The 15,337-nt window shown below is 67.0% G+C and carries 14 protein-coding genes; 8 read left to right on the forward strand and 6 right to left on the reverse strand.

Translation table 11 applies throughout. The features are described from left to right. The first annotated feature begins 2 nt into the window (after window positions 1–2). The 4 genes from ACSC1R_RS09045 to ACSC1R_RS09060 all read left to right on the forward strand — a co-directional run bounded on the left by ACSC1R_RS09045 (window position 3) and on the right by ACSC1R_RS09060 (window position 3,785). Window positions 3–713, forward strand: a complete 711-nt coding sequence (locus tag ACSC1R_RS09045) for an adenosylcobinamide amidohydrolase (protein ID WP_439025417.1) — start codon at window positions 3–5, stop codon at window positions 711–713. Further along, window positions 710–2,230 carry a cobyric acid synthase gene (locus tag ACSC1R_RS09050; RefSeq protein ID WP_439025418.1) on the forward strand — a complete coding sequence of 507 codons (1,521 nt, stop codon included), beginning with the start codon at window positions 710–712 and terminating at the stop codon, window positions 2,228–2,230. The genes ACSC1R_RS09045 and ACSC1R_RS09050 overlap by 4 nt, the downstream gene beginning before the upstream one ends. Window positions 2,231–2,472: 242 nt before the next feature. Beyond that, window positions 2,473–3,246 carry a nucleotide-binding protein gene (locus tag ACSC1R_RS09055; RefSeq protein WP_439025419.1) on the forward strand — a complete coding sequence of 258 codons (774 nt, stop codon included), beginning with the start codon at window positions 2,473–2,475 and terminating at the stop codon, window positions 3,244–3,246. Beyond that, window positions 3,243–3,785, forward strand: coding sequence for a hypothetical protein (locus ACSC1R_RS09060; RefSeq protein ID WP_439025420.1), 543 nt, complete (start codon window positions 3,243–3,245; stop codon window positions 3,783–3,785). The genes ACSC1R_RS09055 and ACSC1R_RS09060 overlap by 4 nt, the downstream gene beginning before the upstream one ends. Window positions 3,786–3,832: 47 nt before the next feature. Here the strand turns inward: ACSC1R_RS09060 and ACSC1R_RS09065 are convergent, their stop codons facing one another. Continuing rightward, the gene (locus tag ACSC1R_RS09065) at window positions 3,833–5,206 is read right to left on the reverse strand and encodes a PQQ-dependent sugar dehydrogenase (protein WP_439025421.1); all 1,374 of its coding nucleotides are present in this window, start codon (window positions 5,204–5,206) and stop codon (window positions 3,833–3,835) included. A 157-nt stretch (window positions 5,207–5,363) separates the two neighbouring features. Further along, on the reverse strand, window positions 5,364–6,749 hold the full coding sequence (locus ACSC1R_RS09070; protein ID WP_439025422.1) for an Hvo_1808 family surface protein: 1,386 nt from the start codon (window positions 6,747–6,749) through the stop codon (window positions 5,364–5,366). Window positions 6,750–6,958: 209 nt separating this feature from the next. On the opposite strand from ACSC1R_RS09070, the gene ACSC1R_RS09075 reads away from it, so the two are divergent. After that, window positions 6,959–8,599 (forward strand): bacterio-opsin activator domain-containing protein, encoded by a 1,641-nt coding sequence (locus tag ACSC1R_RS09075; protein ID WP_439025423.1) that lies wholly within the window; start codon window positions 6,959–6,961, stop codon window positions 8,597–8,599. A gap of 32 nt (window positions 8,600–8,631) precedes the next feature. Here the strand turns inward: ACSC1R_RS09075 and ACSC1R_RS09080 are convergent, their stop codons facing one another. Together ACSC1R_RS09080 and ACSC1R_RS09085 are read right to left on the reverse strand one after the other, a co-directional pair. Further along, window positions 8,632–8,814, reverse strand: a complete 183-nt coding sequence (locus ACSC1R_RS09080; RefSeq protein WP_439025424.1) for a hypothetical protein — start codon at window positions 8,812–8,814, stop codon at window positions 8,632–8,634. Window positions 8,815–8,933: 119 nt separating this feature from the next. After that, window positions 8,934–9,521 (reverse strand): cupin domain-containing protein, encoded by a 588-nt coding sequence (locus ACSC1R_RS09085; protein ID WP_439025425.1) that lies wholly within the window; start codon window positions 9,519–9,521, stop codon window positions 8,934–8,936. 324 nt (window positions 9,522–9,845) lie between these two features. Here ACSC1R_RS09085 and ACSC1R_RS09090 point away from each other — a divergent pair, with 324 nt between their 5' ends. Then, window positions 9,846–10,550, forward strand: coding sequence for a helix-turn-helix domain-containing protein (locus ACSC1R_RS09090; protein ID WP_439025426.1), 705 nt, complete (start codon window positions 9,846–9,848; stop codon window positions 10,548–10,550). 142 nt (window positions 10,551–10,692) lie between these two features. Next, on the forward strand, window positions 10,693–11,355 hold the full coding sequence (locus ACSC1R_RS09095) for an AIM24 family protein (RefSeq protein WP_439025427.1): 663 nt from the start codon (window positions 10,693–10,695) through the stop codon (window positions 11,353–11,355). Window positions 11,356–11,384: 29 nt separating this feature from the next. On the opposite strand, the gene ACSC1R_RS09100 is transcribed toward ACSC1R_RS09095, so the two are convergent. Then, window positions 11,385–12,254, reverse strand: coding sequence for a universal stress protein (locus ACSC1R_RS09100; RefSeq protein ID WP_439025428.1), 870 nt, complete (start codon window positions 12,252–12,254; stop codon window positions 11,385–11,387). A 184-nt stretch (window positions 12,255–12,438) separates the two neighbouring features. Here ACSC1R_RS09100 and ACSC1R_RS09105 point away from each other — a divergent pair, with 184 nt between their 5' ends. Next, entirely contained in the window at window positions 12,439–13,332 is an 894-nt protein-coding gene (locus ACSC1R_RS09105) for a mechanosensitive ion channel family protein (protein WP_439025429.1), read from the forward strand. Between the two features lie 13 nt (window positions 13,333–13,345). Here the strand turns inward: ACSC1R_RS09105 and ACSC1R_RS09110 are convergent, their stop codons facing one another. Then, the gene (locus ACSC1R_RS09110; protein WP_439025430.1) at window positions 13,346–15,295 is read right to left on the reverse strand and encodes a PAS domain-containing protein; all 1,950 of its coding nucleotides are present in this window, start codon (window positions 15,293–15,295) and stop codon (window positions 13,346–13,348) included. Between the last annotated feature and the right edge of the window lie 42 nt (window positions 15,296–15,337).

Raw genomic sequence — 15,337 nt, forward strand, 5'->3', positions numbered from 1 at the left:
CGATGTTCGAACCTACGGTCGTCGAGGACGTGTGCCGACTCGCCCGTCCCGACACCGTCTGGCTCTCGACGGGGTGGCGGGGCGGTCGCTCGCGGGGCGACGCCGCCTACACCGTCTCGGTCCCCGAGGGCTGGCACTGCAACGACCTCGACGCGTACGTGACGGACCGACTCGACCGGGCCGGGTTCGCCACCCACGACGAAGGGCCGGGAGCCGCCCCCGTCCTCCTCACTGGCGTCGACCTCGCACACCTCCGGGGCGCGCGCTGTGGCCCGGTCGAGGCCTACGTGACGGCGGGCGTCTCGAACCCGGCCGAACTCCCGATGGACCCTGTCGGAGGGGCGCTCCCGACCGGCGACCTCGTCGCGGGCACGGTCAACGTCGTCGTCGGCACCACCCGTGACCTCGCTCCCGGCGCGCTTGCGAACCTGGTCGCGGTCGCCGCCGAGGCGAAGGCTGCGACCCTGCTGGATGTGGTCGGCGTGCCCGGGACGACGTCGGACGCGGTGGTCGTCGCGTCGGACCCCGGGGGTGAGCCGGCCGAGTTCTCCGGCAGTGCTACTCCGGTCGGGGCGGCCGCCCGTGCCTGCGTCCGGGAGGCCGTCACGGCGTCCCTCGCCGCCCGGTACGACGAGACGACCCCGCCAGCCGGGGTCGAGGAGGCACCCTACGGGGTCTCGACCGACGTTCGCGCCGAGGTGTTCCAGCCGTGACCCGGACCGTCCTCGTCGCCGGGACCGCCAGTCACGTCGGGAAGTCGACGGTCGTCGCCGGCCTCTGTCGGCTGCTCGCGGACCGGGGAGTCGCCGTGGCCCCGTTCAAGGCCCAGAACATGAGCAACAACGCCCACGTCGCCCCGACGCCGGACGGCGAGTGGGGCGAAATCGGCGTCTCGCAGTACGTGCAGGCACGGGCGGCCCGCATCCAGCCGACGACCGACGTGAACCCCGTGTTGCTCAAACCCCGCGGCGACGGCGAATCCCAGCTCGTCATCGACGGGCAGGCGGTCGGCGACTTCGCCGCCGGGTCGTACTACGACGAACACTGGGAACGGGCCCGAGAAGCCGCCGCGAAAGCGCACCGCCGGCTGGCCGACGAGTACGACGTGGTCGTCGCGGAGGGTGCGGGAAGCATCGCCGAGATAAACCTCCACGACCGCGACCTGGCGAACGTCGAGACGGCACGGTTCGCGGACGCCGACGTGGTACTCGTGGCGGACATCGAGCGCGGTGGCGTGTTCGCCTCGCTGGTCGGGAGCCTCGAACTCGTCCCCGACGACGTCCGCGAGCGGGTGGTCGGGGCGGTCATCACGAAGTTCCGCGGTGACCTCGACATCCTCCAGCCGGGCCTCGACGCCTTCGAGGAGCGAACCGGGGTCCCGATCCTCGGTGTGGTCCCGTACGACGACCCGGGACTTCCCGAGGAGGACAGCGTCTCGCTCCCGCCGGTCGGCGAGCGCCGGGTCGACGGCGACGACGACCATCCCGACCCGGTCCGAATCGGGGTCCCGCGCCTCCCGCACCTCTCGAACGCGACCGACCTCAGACCGCTCGCCCGTGAGCACGGTGTTCGAGTCGTCTACCTCCCGCTAGACGACAGTCTGGCAGCGCTCGACGCCGTGGTCGTCCCCGGCACGAAGAACACGGTCGACGACTTGCTGGCGCTCGCGGAAGCCGGGTTCGACGACGCACTCCGGGGCTTCGACGGCCCCATCGTCGGCCTCTGTGGCGGCTACCAGTTGCTCGGTGAGCGAATCGAGAACGCGCACGTCGAGGGGACGGGGGAGGCGGCGACCGTCGATGGTGTCGGCCTCTTGCCCGTCGTGACCCGGTTCGACCACGAGAAGCTGGTCCGGCCCGCCACGTACGAACTCGCCGGTGTCGGCCCGTTCGCAGGTGCCTCGGGGACGGTCTCGGGGTACGAGATTCACGCCGGTGAGACCGTCGCGACCGGGCCGGTCCAGACACCGTTCGCAGCCGAGGGCGATGCGAGCGCGGCCCTCGGCGCGGCCACCACAGCCGTCTGCGGGACGTACCTTCACGGCCTGTTCGAGAACCGTCGGGCCCGGGCGGCGTTCCTCGCCCAGCTTGGCCTCTCGACGAACGCCCGAGACGACGGTACCCCCGCCGACCGGGCCGCCGCGTTGCTGGCCGACGCCGTCGACCTGCCCCGGGTTTTCCCAGCGACAGATGCCACTGGTAACAGGTCGGTTGACGGCCGTAAATTATAGGAGCCACACTCTCCCTTCTCCATCTGGTTACGGGCATCCGCCCTGACCAGTCGACGCCAGTCACACGCTGTCTCTTTCCCCCCTTTCGGGACGACGGCGACGCGGTTGGTTCTGTATGGGAGTATCTGGGTGGCGACCGTCGGACTGTCTCTCACGTACCAGCAGTCCGCCGAACCGCACACCATATTTTACGGCAGAATAATGTGAAAACTTAAATCGCTGGTCGACCCAGTCATTCACGAATGGTCGAAGCAATCGCCGTCGCCAGCGGGAAGGGTGGGACCGGCAAGACGACGGCGACGCTCGCGCTCGGGATGGCCCTCGCCGCGGACCACGACGTGACGGTCGTCGACACCGACACCGGCCTCGCGAACCTGCTGTTCCACACCGGCCTCGAAGACGCCGACGTGACGCTCCACGACCTCTTGCTGGGCGACGCCGACGTGTCGGTCGCCGACGCGACGTACGACCGGTTCGGCATGCGCGTCGTCCCCTGTGGCACCTCGCTCGGGGACTTCCGGCAGGCCGATCCGACCCGACTCAGGGACGTGGTCGCCGACCTCGCCGCGGACACCGACGTACTCTTGCTCGACTCGCCCGCTGCCATCGGCAGTGTCAGCGCCGTCCTCCCGGTCGTCCTCGCGGACCGGATGGTGGTCGTCCTCCAGCCCACGATTCCGGCGCTCTCTGACGGCCTGAAGGTGCAAGAGTACGGCCGGTCGTACGGGACCGGCGGCGCCGGCGTGCTGTTCAACCGGGTCCACGACCCCGAGTCCGTCGACCGCATCACGGACCAGACAGAACGCTACTTCGACGGCCCCGTGCTCGCGAGCGTCCCCGACTCGGACGCCGCCCGGGCCGCCCGGGACGCGGGTGAACCACTGCTCGCGCACGCTCCGGAGAGTACCGCGGCCGCCGCATTCCGCGCCGCCGCCGCTGGTATCGACATCCGCGACGAGGCACCGGGTGCCGTCGCCGACCGCTTCCGGAGCGCCGTCATCCCGCAGCAACCGTGAAACTGCCGCGTGGCGACCTCGTCCGGTCGCGCGTCGTCCAGTCGCCAGCGACGGCTCTCGCAGACGTGTTAGCCGAAGGAGTGACGGGCTACCTCGTCCTCGAACCGCAGGACGCGCTGTTGCTCGGTGACGACGGCAGTGGCGTCCTCACGCTCGATGCTGGGATTCCCGTGCTGGCGTACCACGTCGGGACGGACCGCGGCGGACCCGAGGCGCTCGCGGACCTCACCGCGACTGGCCCCTACAGCGTCGACCTGTACACGGTCGACGACGGGGCGCTCGACGCTGCCCACGAGACGACAGACCTGCGGGTTCCACCCGGACTCCCGGCGGACCGACTCGCGGCCGACCCCGCGCTGGCCGACCGGACACGCGAGGCGGCCCCCGACCACCGGCGTGAAGAGCGAGTCGAGGAAGAACAGGACCCGCTCGCGGCGTTCCTCGCCGACGAGGACCGTATCGCGGCGATCCAGAAGGAGGCCGAGGCAGAGGCGGCACGCCGCGCCGAGGAGTGGGGGCTGACGGACGCGCTGGAGTAGCCGTGGGTGAGTCGCGTTGCTGGTAGGAGCGCGATTCACGCCACCTCTCAGACCGGTGAGAGACGTAGCAGTCGGTCGTCTTCGCCGGCGGGGAACGGTCCGCTCGCGCGACCGTCACGGTTCGACGTGATGACGTAGAGCGCGCCGTCCGGTCCCTGTTCGACGTGGCGAATACGGCCCACCTCGTCGACGAGCAGGTCGTGTGTCGTCGCGACCCACGAGTCGTCTGTCCAGTCCCCGTCGTGGCGCACGCCGGTCTCACCCAGCGGCGGCAGGTCGGTCACGGGGTCGCCATCGACGACTGGAGTCAGCGTCGCCACCTTCAGGCGCTGGCCGCCGAGTGTCCCGAACACCAGCCGATTCCGCAACGGCCCGACGGCATCGCCGGTGTAGAAGACGCCGCCAGCGGGGGCCCAGGTCTCTCCGAGACTGCTGGCGACGGGTGGGGTGATACCCGTCGTGTTCCGGTAGCCCTTCGGGTCGCGAGCCGTCGGCCAACCGTAGTCGGCTCCCGGTTCGAGGACGTTCACCTCGTCGGGACCGGGTCCGTGTTCGGTGACGACCGGCGTTCCGTCCGGTTGCCACGCGAGACACTGCGGGTTGCGGTGGCCGAACGTGTAGACGCGGGGGTCGCCCCCGTGGTCCGGGTTGCCCGGTGCAGGGTCGCCCTCCGGGGTCAGCCGGAGGACCTTCCCTCCGAGGAACGACGGGTCGCGAGAACGTTCCTTCTGGCCAGCGTCGCCCGTCGTCACCCAGAGATAGTTCTCCGGGCCGAACGCGATGCGGCCTCCGTTGTGGAACCGGTTCCCGGGCACCTCGTCGAGCAGTGTCTTCGTGTGCGTGGCGGGGTCGTCGGCGGCGACGTCGACGTAGACGAGCTTGTTGTACAACTGCCGGTCTCGTTTGTACGTGTAGTAGACGTAGACGAGCGGTACCTCGGGGTAGGCCGGGTGGACGGCGGTCCCCATCGTCCCACCCTCGCCGCCGTCGAGGAACCAACTCCGCTCGCGGCTCCCCCTGTCGACGGCTTCGGCGCGGATGGCGTCGGTCGGGTTCGCCACGGTCTCTAGCTCGCCAGCGGCGAACCGACTCACCCGGCCGACGCGTTCGGTGACGAACGGGTCGCCGTTCGGGGCGAACGAGAGGTCCCACGGGATTTCGAGGCCCGTCACGAGGGTCTCCAGTTCGAGGTCCAGTTCGGGTGAGTCGGCGGGGGCAGTCCAGTTCGGGTCGTACTGAGCCCACGTGTCGATGTCGTGGACCGTTCCGATGTCGTAGTCTGGTTCCGTCGGACCCCGCGTGGTTGCGGCGGTCGTCGGAACGGGTTCGGTGTCGGACGTGGTATCGCTCCCGAGGCAGCCAGCGAGGAGCGTGCCGCTGGCGAGCGAGAGGACGGTACGACGGTCGAACCTGCTGGTCATCTCGCCCCCTCCGGTCGGGACGTGTCGTGTCGCTTCTGGTTCGGTGTCATGTGTTGCGGCCGCTCCGACGACCCGCACGTCGTCGGGATGTACCGAGATGGTGTCGGGATGAAAATAAGTACCTTGTGGCCTGCCATCGGGGACGGACTGGGTCGTGTTACGGTCGGATATCGTCGAGGTCGTCGACCGTCGGCCCGTTGACGATGGTGACGGTCGTGCCCTCCTGGTGGACGCGGAAGGCGTCCGCGAAGCCGCCGTCGGGGATGACCCAGATACCAGGTGACTGCTCGCTGCCGCCGTGGCCGGTCAGGACGGTCTCGTACGCCTGTCGGAACTCGATCGCATCGGCCGGGGTGGCCCACTCGGTCACCCAGACGTGGCCGTACTCGTCGCCGTTCTGGTAGGGCAAGACGGCGTCACCGACCCACCCTGCCGAGGGTGGACTCCGGTAGTCGAACCGGTCGTAGACGCTCGACGGCGTCGAGAACGTCGAGGTGTTGATCGCCGCGATGTCGTACTGGCGGGACTGGTACCAGAACATCGAGTAGATGGACGCCTCCCCGACGGTGTCGGAGCCGTGTTCGAACGGCTGCCAGCCGTTGCGAGACCGGTCGTCGACGGTCACGTTCACCGGTGTGACCGTCCAGTCGGGGTGGATGAACACACTGGAAGACTGTGGTGGGGTCTCCCAGAGGGCGTTGATCGGCCCCCAGCCCTGCTCCTTGACCACTTCGTGGATGTACTGCGGCCCGTCGGAGTACGGCTGGAAGATGGTGACGAGGATACCGAGGTTCACGCCGCTGCTGCCGGAACTGGACTGCTGTGAGGGAGTCTTCACGCAGTCCCACTCGCCGCTCGTACAGCGTTCGACGTACAGCGCCTCGATGTAGTCCGCTTCACCTTCGATGAGACCGTTCGCGGCGAGTTGTTGGTCCTGGGTCTCCGCCTGGTTCTGGACGCGCTCGATGTCGAAGTGCTGGTCCTGGAGCGCGTGGACGAGTTCGTGCATCAGTGTCGCGTTGTTGATGACCAGCCGGTCGGGGTCGTCGCTGACCATGACTATCGCGTTCGTCCCGGCCGCGTAGTAGCCGAGGACCGCCGAGCCGGCGACCGACCCGAACTCGTCCTCGATGCGCTGTTGCTCGTCGGAGATGAACAGTGCCTCCCAGACCTGGTCGTTCCAGCGGTTCTTGCTCTCGCTATCGGTGCTGCTGTTGGCCGACTTCGCGCGCTGTTCGTCCCGACTGATGACCGAGACGGTCACCGGGTCGGTGAACTCCAGCCCTCGCAGGAGCTCGACGCGGGCCATCGCTCGGGCGAGGTACGCCGTCTGCTCCGCGTCGCTGAGCCCGTCGCGCTGGTCGACGGTTATCGTTTCGTTGTACCAGTAGCCGTTCTCCCAGCCGAGCGTGTCGACCGCGGGGTCGGCCAACGGCCCGGTGTCGCCGTCGCCCGCGCCGGCGTCGGAGCCGCCGAGTCCGAAACAGCCGGCGAGGACGACGAGCACGACCACGGTGAGTGTGGATATCGCCTTCGCCTTCACGCAGAATGTAGGGTGTCGAGCGCTAAAACACTATCTGGGCGACAGGTAACCGCGTCGTGGCTCCGGCGGTCTCCAGAGTGCTCCGGAGCGGTCTCGAACCCCAACCTGCTCGTCTGATGTTTTGGGAGTAGACTTATACGGACATCAACAGTAGGTTGGATGACTTTCGATAGCACGCAGCCACGACGGCGCGTGCATGCCCGAAACCAATGAGTGACACCAACACGACAGAGGGGGACTCCACCATCGGCCCGAGACCGGGGGGTGACGACCACGACGACTCGTTCGGCGACGCCACGCTCGATGCGATTCCGACGCAGTTCGCGGTCCTGAAGACGGATGGGACCATCGTCTACACCAACGACGCCTGGCGCGAGTTCGCCCACGACAACGGCTTCGACGACGACCCCGGCATGGTCGGCACAAACTACCTCTCCGTCTGTGACCAGAGTGCCACGTCCGACGGCACCGACGCGGCGACCGGCATCCGGGCGGTTGCCGAGCGCGAGTGCGACACCCACACACTCGAGTACCCCTGTCACAGCCCGACGACGAAGCGCTGGTTCGTCATGCGAGCCAGCCGGTTCGACCACGGCGGCGAGACGTTCGTGCTGGTGTTACACCTCGACATCACCGGACGCCGGGAGTCGGAGGCCGCGGTCGAACACCGGAACCGACAGCTCGAACAGGTCAACCGCGTCGGCCGACTCGTCCGGGAGGTCATCGGCTCGCTGCTGGACGTGTCCCGGCGCGAGGACATCGAAGCAATCGCGTGCGGGCAACTCGCGAACGCCCGGTTCTGCGGCCTCGCGTGGGTCGTCGACCGGAGCGTGGATGGGCGTATCCAGCCGCGCGACGGTGCCGGTGACGACGACCTCCTCGACGAGCTGGCTGCACTCGGGCCAGCAACCATCGAGCAGACGACCGTCGGTGAGGCACTCGACGGCCAGGGCCCGGTGGTCCAGCGCGACGTGAGCGACCCGCTACAGGAACGGGCGGCGAGCGAAGGGTTCAGGTCGTACCTGGCGGTCCCGCTCTCGTACCAGAACGCTCGCTACGGCGCACTCGTCGTCCACACCGACCAGCCGGACGCCTTCGGCGAGGTAGAACGCGACGCGTTCGCGGTGCTCGGGAACACGCTCGGGTACGCGATGAACGCCGTCGAGTCCCGCGAACTCCTCCACGGTGAGTACGCGACCGAACTTCGCGTGGACGTCGAAGACGAGACGGCACCCCTCGCGACGGTCGCACGGGCGGTCGACGGCGTGCTCACGGTCACCGCGAGTACGGTCGCCGCCGCGGGGCTTCGGCTGTACGTGGAGGCGGAGGACGCGGCCGCCGAGACCGTCACCGACGCCCTGGACGAACACGCGGCCGTCGACCACGTCGCCGTCCTCGGGGACCACGACGACCGCTGTCGGTTCGAGTGCGTGGTCACCGGCGGGTCGCCCCTGCTCGCGGTGGCCGAACGTGGCGCGAGCAACCGGGTGGCGACGGTCACTGGCGACCGGTACGAACTCGTCTGCGAGGCCGCGTCGACGGCCGACGTCGGAGACCTCGTCGGTCACCTTCAGTCGGCGTTCGACCGGGTAGACCTCCGCGCGAAAAAACGGGTCGAACGCGAAGCCGACAGCGCGCTCGCGTACTGGGAACGGCTCGAAGCACGACTCACGGACCGACAGCTCGCCATCCTCGAGGCGTCGTTCCACGCGGGCTACTTCGAGTGGCCCCGGACGACGGACGGCGGGAACATCGCCGCGTCGTTCGACATCTCGGCACCGACGTTCCACGAGCACCTCCGTGGTGGGCTGGCGAAGGTGATGAGCGAACTGTTCGAAGACGCGCCCTGACGTCGGTCGTGACTCGCAGTCCTGTTTTTCGGTCAGTCCGCAGTCGCGCCGACCGTCTCGGTCACCCGTTCACGCCGCCCCCGGCGTGCCAGACTGAGTAACCGGAGGCTGGCTCGCTCGACACCGTCGTAGTCGGCCTGCTCGATGGCACGCTCGGCGGCCGCGAGGGCGTTCCGTATCTCGTCGTCCGTCGGCGTCTCGTGCGTCTGTGACATACCCGGGTGGAGACGTGCCCACGTAAAAGGGGTGAGCCATGGGCGGAGTGAAAGTGAAAGTGAACGGGAGCGACCGGCTCGGTGGGCGTGACATCGAAGCACCGTCTCCCTGCCCGCGGCTAGTCGACTCGGCCCCGGAACGGCGGGTCCGCGAACTCGCTGGCACACGACTCGCAGACGACGACTGCCTCGTGGCCGTCGAGTCGTGCGACCAACTCACCGTCCCCGCAGGCGGGGCACGGTTCGGGGACGTGTTCGGCGGCACAGGCCGGACAGACCAGCGTCGGTGCGTCCCCGCCGACGTCGAGACGCAGGTCGGGATGGTCGCAGTCGGGGCAGGCGACGGGGATTCGTGTATCGTCGCTGTCTCGCGGCGCGCCCAGTGCGAGGACGGTGCAGTCGGATTCGCCCCGGTTCCACCCGGACTGGAACTCGCCGGGGGCGAACCTGATGGCCTCCCCGGCCGACACTGCCACCCGGCCATCGGCCGCCGCGGGCGTCTCGAACGTCACGGTCCCATCGAGGACGACGAACACTTCCTCCTGGTCGGTGTGAGCGTGCACCCCGCCGGGAAGCCCGTCACCGGGAGCGATGCGGTAGCGGGTGAGTGCGAGGCTCTCGGTGCCGAGTGCGCTGGCGAGGTGGTGACGGTCGCTCTCGTCGCCGGGGTCGTCGGAGGCCACGTCCGCGAGTGCAACTCGTCTCACCAGTTCACCCCTCGTCCGACGGCGCACCACGTACCCATCCCACCGTCGACTCCACGTTCTGCTCCCTTCCTCCGTCGTGTGGTTCGCGTTCAGGTGCGGGCAGCGACCGAATATGAATATCTGACACGTTTGCTGATGGTTCCGTCGAATATTCAGCGTTTGGGACGCTCCAGAGACTGGCTGAGCCGGTGTCGAATCCGAATCTGGGCGTGCGTTCGGGATGGGAAATCACTATTGGTAATTCGAGACTGCCCTTAATATAAAAGCCAGTTGAGGCTAGATGTTGGGACAATTTTACAACTCTCTGTGCAGAAGTGTACTCTCATGAGCGTCTTCGTCGAGTTCACCATCAAATCACCGATGTTACGTGAAGCCCGAGACAGAGCGCCGGGGATGTCGTTCCAGATCCACGACCTCCGGTTGCAGGACGAGACGACCGTCGTCCTCGTCTTCTCGGCGTATGGTGGTGACTACGAGGCGTTCGAGAGAGGGCTGACCGACGACGAGACGCTCGAGGCGTTCCGTGTCCTCTCGAAGTCGAGGGACCGGCGGCTGTACCGGACGACGATGTCCGAGGAGACCCGGGAGAAGTCGCTATACCCGTTCGTGGTCGACCACGACATCTTCTTCCAGACGCACACGGCGACCGCCGACGAGTCACGTATCCAGGCGACGTTCGCCAGCGAGGAGACGTTCCAGAAGTTCGCATCGTACTGCGAGCGACGGGACATCCCCCTGACCGTCCAGCGAATCCTCCGTGAAGACCCGACCAGCGAGGACGTCGGCCAGCAGACGGCCTTCCCGGAACTCACGCCCGCTCAGCGAGAGGCACTCGAGGTGAGTGTCGATTCGGGGTACTACGAGGTGCCCCGGAAGAGCACGCTCGAAGATATCGCCGGAGAACTCGGCGTGTCCAGTCAGGCGACGTCCGAACGCCTCAGGCGAGGCATGCGAACGGTGCTTCAGGAGACGGTTCTCTCCGACGAGGAAGGCGAGCGGTTCGAGGAGCGTCCCGTCAAGATGCCGTGACTGTGGAGCCAACCACCGTCGTTCGACGCCCTGTGGCTGGGTCGAGGCGACCCCGGTGAGCGACTCGCGTTCTACTCAAGATACTTATACTTGTCTGGTGTACGGGTAGCAGAGTCGCGTCTGACGCGTCTCAGGGACTGACATGGATCTCGAACAATTCACCAGGGAGAACGCACCGAAAGAGGGCGGAGACGGATTCCAGCTCGAGAACGGCAAACTGCTCGACGTGGCACTCGACGGCAGTGTCATGGCCAAAGCAGGGTCGATGGTCGCCTACGAGGGAGACATCTCGTTCGACCGGAAGTCCGCGGGCGGACTGACGGGGATGATAAAGAAGGCGGCCACCGGCGAGGGGTCGGTCATGATGGAGGCCACAGGGAGAGGCAACCTCTACCTCGCAGACCAGGGTAAGAAGGTCCAGATACTCAGCCTCGACCCCGGCGAGGAGATAAGCGTGAACGGCAACGACGTGCTCGCGTTCGAGAGCAGCGTTGGCTGGGACATCAAGACCATCGACAGCATCGCCGGAGCGGCCACCGGCGGGCTGTTCAACGTCTACCTCGAAGGCCCGGGCAACGTCGCCATCACGACTCACGGCGAACCGCTGGTGCTTGAGACGCCGGTCACGACGGACCCCGACGCGACGGTCGCCTGGAGCAGTGCGGTCTCACCAGGCGTGAAGACCGACCGCAGCATCAAGGGCTTCCTCGGGAAGTCCTCGGGCGAGACGTACCAGCTCGACTTCGCGTCGCCGGGCGGCTTCGTCATCGTCCAGCCCTACGAGGAAGTCGGGCCGACGCAGTAGGTCGACCGACGCCGAACTCCACAGTTCGACTACGATTTTTCCCCGACCGTGATGACCGGGACCGACACCGACCGCACGGTCTTCTCCGCGACGCTCCCCAGCAGGATGCGGTCGACGCCCCGTCTGCCGGTCGTTCCCATCACGACCGCGTCCACGTCGTTCGATTCGACGAACGCCGCGATGACCTCGTCGGGGCTACCCCGCTCCACGTGGCTGGTGACGTCCTCGATACCGCGCTCCTCGGCCGCCGTGACGACCGCGTCGATGGCCTCGCTCGCCGCCCCCTCGCTCTCGTCCTCGGCGGCCGTCGACCTGACGTCGAGGCCGAGCGCGTCGTCGTCGACGACCGACAGGACGTGTATCTGGGCGTCGAGGGCAGCCGCGAGGTCGAGGCCGTGTTCGGCCGCGTGCAGCGCCGTGTCGCTCCCGTCGGTCGGGAGCAGGATGGACTCGTAGGGAAACCGCAGCGAGTCGTCCTCTAGCAGACGGGCCGTGAGAACCGGCACGGACGAGAGGCGGACGACCTTCTCCGTGACGCTCCCGAGGAGATAGCGCGAGAGGTTTTGGCGCGCGTGGGTCGGCATCACCACGAGGTCGTAGTCGTAGCGCTCGGCGTACTCGACGATGGTGGGTGCGGGGTCGCCCTGGACCACGTCGGTCGTGTAGTCGACGCCGAGCGTGTCGAGCGTCGCAGCCACCTCCGAGACGACGGTCTCGCCCTCGCGAACCAGGGTGTCGACCACGTCTGTGTCGACCACGGTGACGCTGTCACGGCCCGTGTCGGCGACGTTCAACACGCGGAGATTCGCGTCGGCCCAGTGGGCGATTTCGGCGGCGTGGTGGACGACTGCGGTCGCCTCGGTGCTGTCGTCGACGGGGAGGAGGATGTCGTCGTACATGTGTGACTGCGCACACTACGGGGGGTGGCTACCTAAGGGTGTTCCACGTGACGGCCGACCGAACGGCTCGTTATCTCGGTTCGGTGGGACGATTCCGCGCCGTGGACGCGGGACTGTGGTATCGCCGGACCGGGTCGACCGACACGACTCATTAGCCATATCTCTCTGGGTTGATACTATTCGTATGTTCGTTCCACTGCAGGCGGATGGGTTCCCAACGACGCCCGACGCGTTCCTCGACCAGTACGGGCCCGGTATCGTCGACGTGGCGACGACCGTCGCGATATTCCTCGTCGCGTTCGCGGTGCTCTACGTCGTCGGCAAGTCCATTCTCGTCCGGTTGACCGAGCGGTCGCTCGAATCGCGCGGGTTCAAACCCGGTATCGTCAGTCTCGGCGCCAGTCTCGCGGGAATCGTCGCGCTCGTCGGTGCGCTCGCGCTCGGCGCGACCGTCGCCGGGTTCGGAACCGTCCTCGTCGCCTTCGCGACCCTCACGGGTGCGCTCGTCCTCGCCATCGGCTTTGCGACGCAGGACCTCGTCTCGAACTTCGTCGCGGGCGTGTTCATCCTGAAGGACGAACCCTTCCAGACCGGCGACTGGATCGAGTGGGACGGCAACGAGGGTGTCGTCCGCGAGATACAGCTCCGGGTGACGACGCTCGACACCTTCGACAACGAGATGATGACGGTCCCGAACAGCCAACTCGCCAACGCGGTGCTGGTCAACCCGGTCGGGAACGAGACGCTGCGCGTTTCCTACGGCTTCGGTATCAGCTACGACGACGACATCGGCCACGCCCAGTCCATCATCACCGACGTGGGGCGAAGCATCGAGGGTGTCCTCCCCGACCCCGAACCGTCGGCCCCGGTCGCCGACCTCGGTGACTCTGCGGTCGTGCTCTCCGGGCGCGTCTGGGTGAACCCGCGGGAGACGAGCGCCGCGGGCGTCCGCGCCCAGTTCGTCCAGGCAGTGAAAGAACGCTTCGACGCGGAGGGTATCTCGATGCCGTACCCGCACTCGGAACTCACGGGCGCGGTCTCGGTCACCTCACCGGCCGCCGACGTGGAGGCGTTCTGAGACGCGACCCGGCTCAGCACTCGAGGTCGGGTCCCATATCGACACCCGTGAACTCGAACCGGGCACCGCCCTCACTCCCCGTGGTGACGGTGAGGTCCCAGCCGTGTGCGTCGGCCACCCGGTTGACGATGGCCAACCCGAAACCGGTCCCGTTCTCGGCCGTCGAGTGCCCGGGTTCGAACACCGCTTCTCGCTGGTCTACCGGGATACCCGGGCCGTCGTCTTCGACGTAGAACCCGCAGTCGCCCAGGCGGCCGATACCGATGGTCACGCCGTCGTCGCCGTGCTTGACGCTGTCACCGGACTGTGTCCGGTTTCCAGTGGAACTCTGTTCGACGCTGTCACCGGACTGTGTTCGGTTGCTCGTCGAGCCGTGCTCGACGCTGTCACCGGCTTCGCCGGAGGCTCGTGGAGCACCGTGCTCCACGCTGTTCCGGAACAGGTTCTCGAAGACGTTCTGTACCCGGTCTCGGTCGCCACAGAGGCTGAATTCGTCGCGGAGGTCGAGTTTCGCACCATCCGTCTCGACCATCCGCCAGCACTGGCCGACGAGACTCGTTATCGGGACCGGCGTCGTCTCTCCCACCGTCTTCCCCTGCCTGGCGAGCGTCAACGTGTCGTCGATGATGGCCTGCATCCGGTCGAGGGAGTCGGCGACGGCGTCCAGATGGTCGTCCTCGTACTCCTCACGGAGGAACTCCAGGTGCAACCAGGCGATAGAGAGTGGGTTCCGGAGGTCGTGGGTGATGACGCCCGCGAACTCGTCGAGGCGTTCGTTCTGTCGCTCCAGCTCGCGTTCTCGCTCGACCCGCTCGGTCACGTCCCGGGCGGTCCCGATGATGCGTGTCACCTCGCCGTCGACTACGAGCGGGGCGAGTTTGGTCTGCCAGACGATGTTCCCCGCAGGCATCGGCAACTCCTCCTCGTAGGTGATCGGCGCTCTGGTCTCGAAACAGCGCCGGTAGTTCGCCTCGATGGTCGCGCCGACGTCCTCACCGAACGCTTCCCGGGGCGTCTGGCCGCGGAGTTCATCCGTCGACATTCCGCTGACGTGCTGGTGTCGTGGGTTGAGGCGTTCGAACCGGAACGTCACGTCGTGTGACGCCGTCGAACGGTCGGGGTCGGCAGTGTCGTCTGACTCCTCGGTGTCGACGTCGACCAGGAAGAGCGAGTCCTGTGCGTTCTCGAAGACCGTCTCGTACTCCTCCTTGACCGTCTTCAGTTCCTGCTCACGTCGCTTGCGGTCCGTGATGTCCCGGCTGATGCCCATGACGCCGGCCACTTCCCCGTCCTCGTCGTGATACGGGAACTTGTTGTCGAGGAAGACGTGTCGTTCGCCGTCGATGTACTGGACCGCTTCGAAGGAGTCGCTCTCGTTCGACCGCATGATACGTTCGTCGACCTCGCGAACGGTCCTCGCACTCGCCGGGTCGAACAGTTCCTCGTCGCGTTTCCCGAGTACCTCCTCCGGTGTCAGGTCGAAGAACGCGGCGGCGGCCTCGTTCATCCGCTGGTACTGCCCCTCGTCGTCTTTGATGTAGACCGCTTCCGAGGTGTTCTCGACGAGGGCGGTGAGTTGCTGGTTCACCCGTTCGAGTTCCTGTTCGTACGATTTCCGGTCGGAGATGTCCGTGAAGTATATCAAGAGTCCGTCTTCGTCGGGATAGATTCGCGCCTCGAACCACCGTTCGGCGGTGGTGCTGTATCGCTCGTACGAGCGCTGTTGCTGGGTTTCGAGGGCTTCGGTGATGCGGTCATCCGCGACCGAGCCTTCCTCGTCGGGAAACACGTCCCAGACGTACTCGCCGATGAGTTCGTCGCTGTCTCTCTCGAGTAACGATGCTGCCTGCTCGTTCACGTACGTGTACCGGAGGTCGGCGTCGAACGCCACCACTCCATCTGAGACCCGCTCGAGTGCATCACTCCGGACGATGTCGTCCCTCCTCGTTTCCCCACCGCGCATACGACCCCTTGGCGAAACAGTGTGATAACGACACTGGCTGTT

This window comes from Haloarchaeobius ordinarius (assembly GCF_051801355.1).
Lineage (GTDB): Archaea > Halobacteriota > Halobacteria > Halobacteriales > Natrialbaceae > Haloarchaeobius.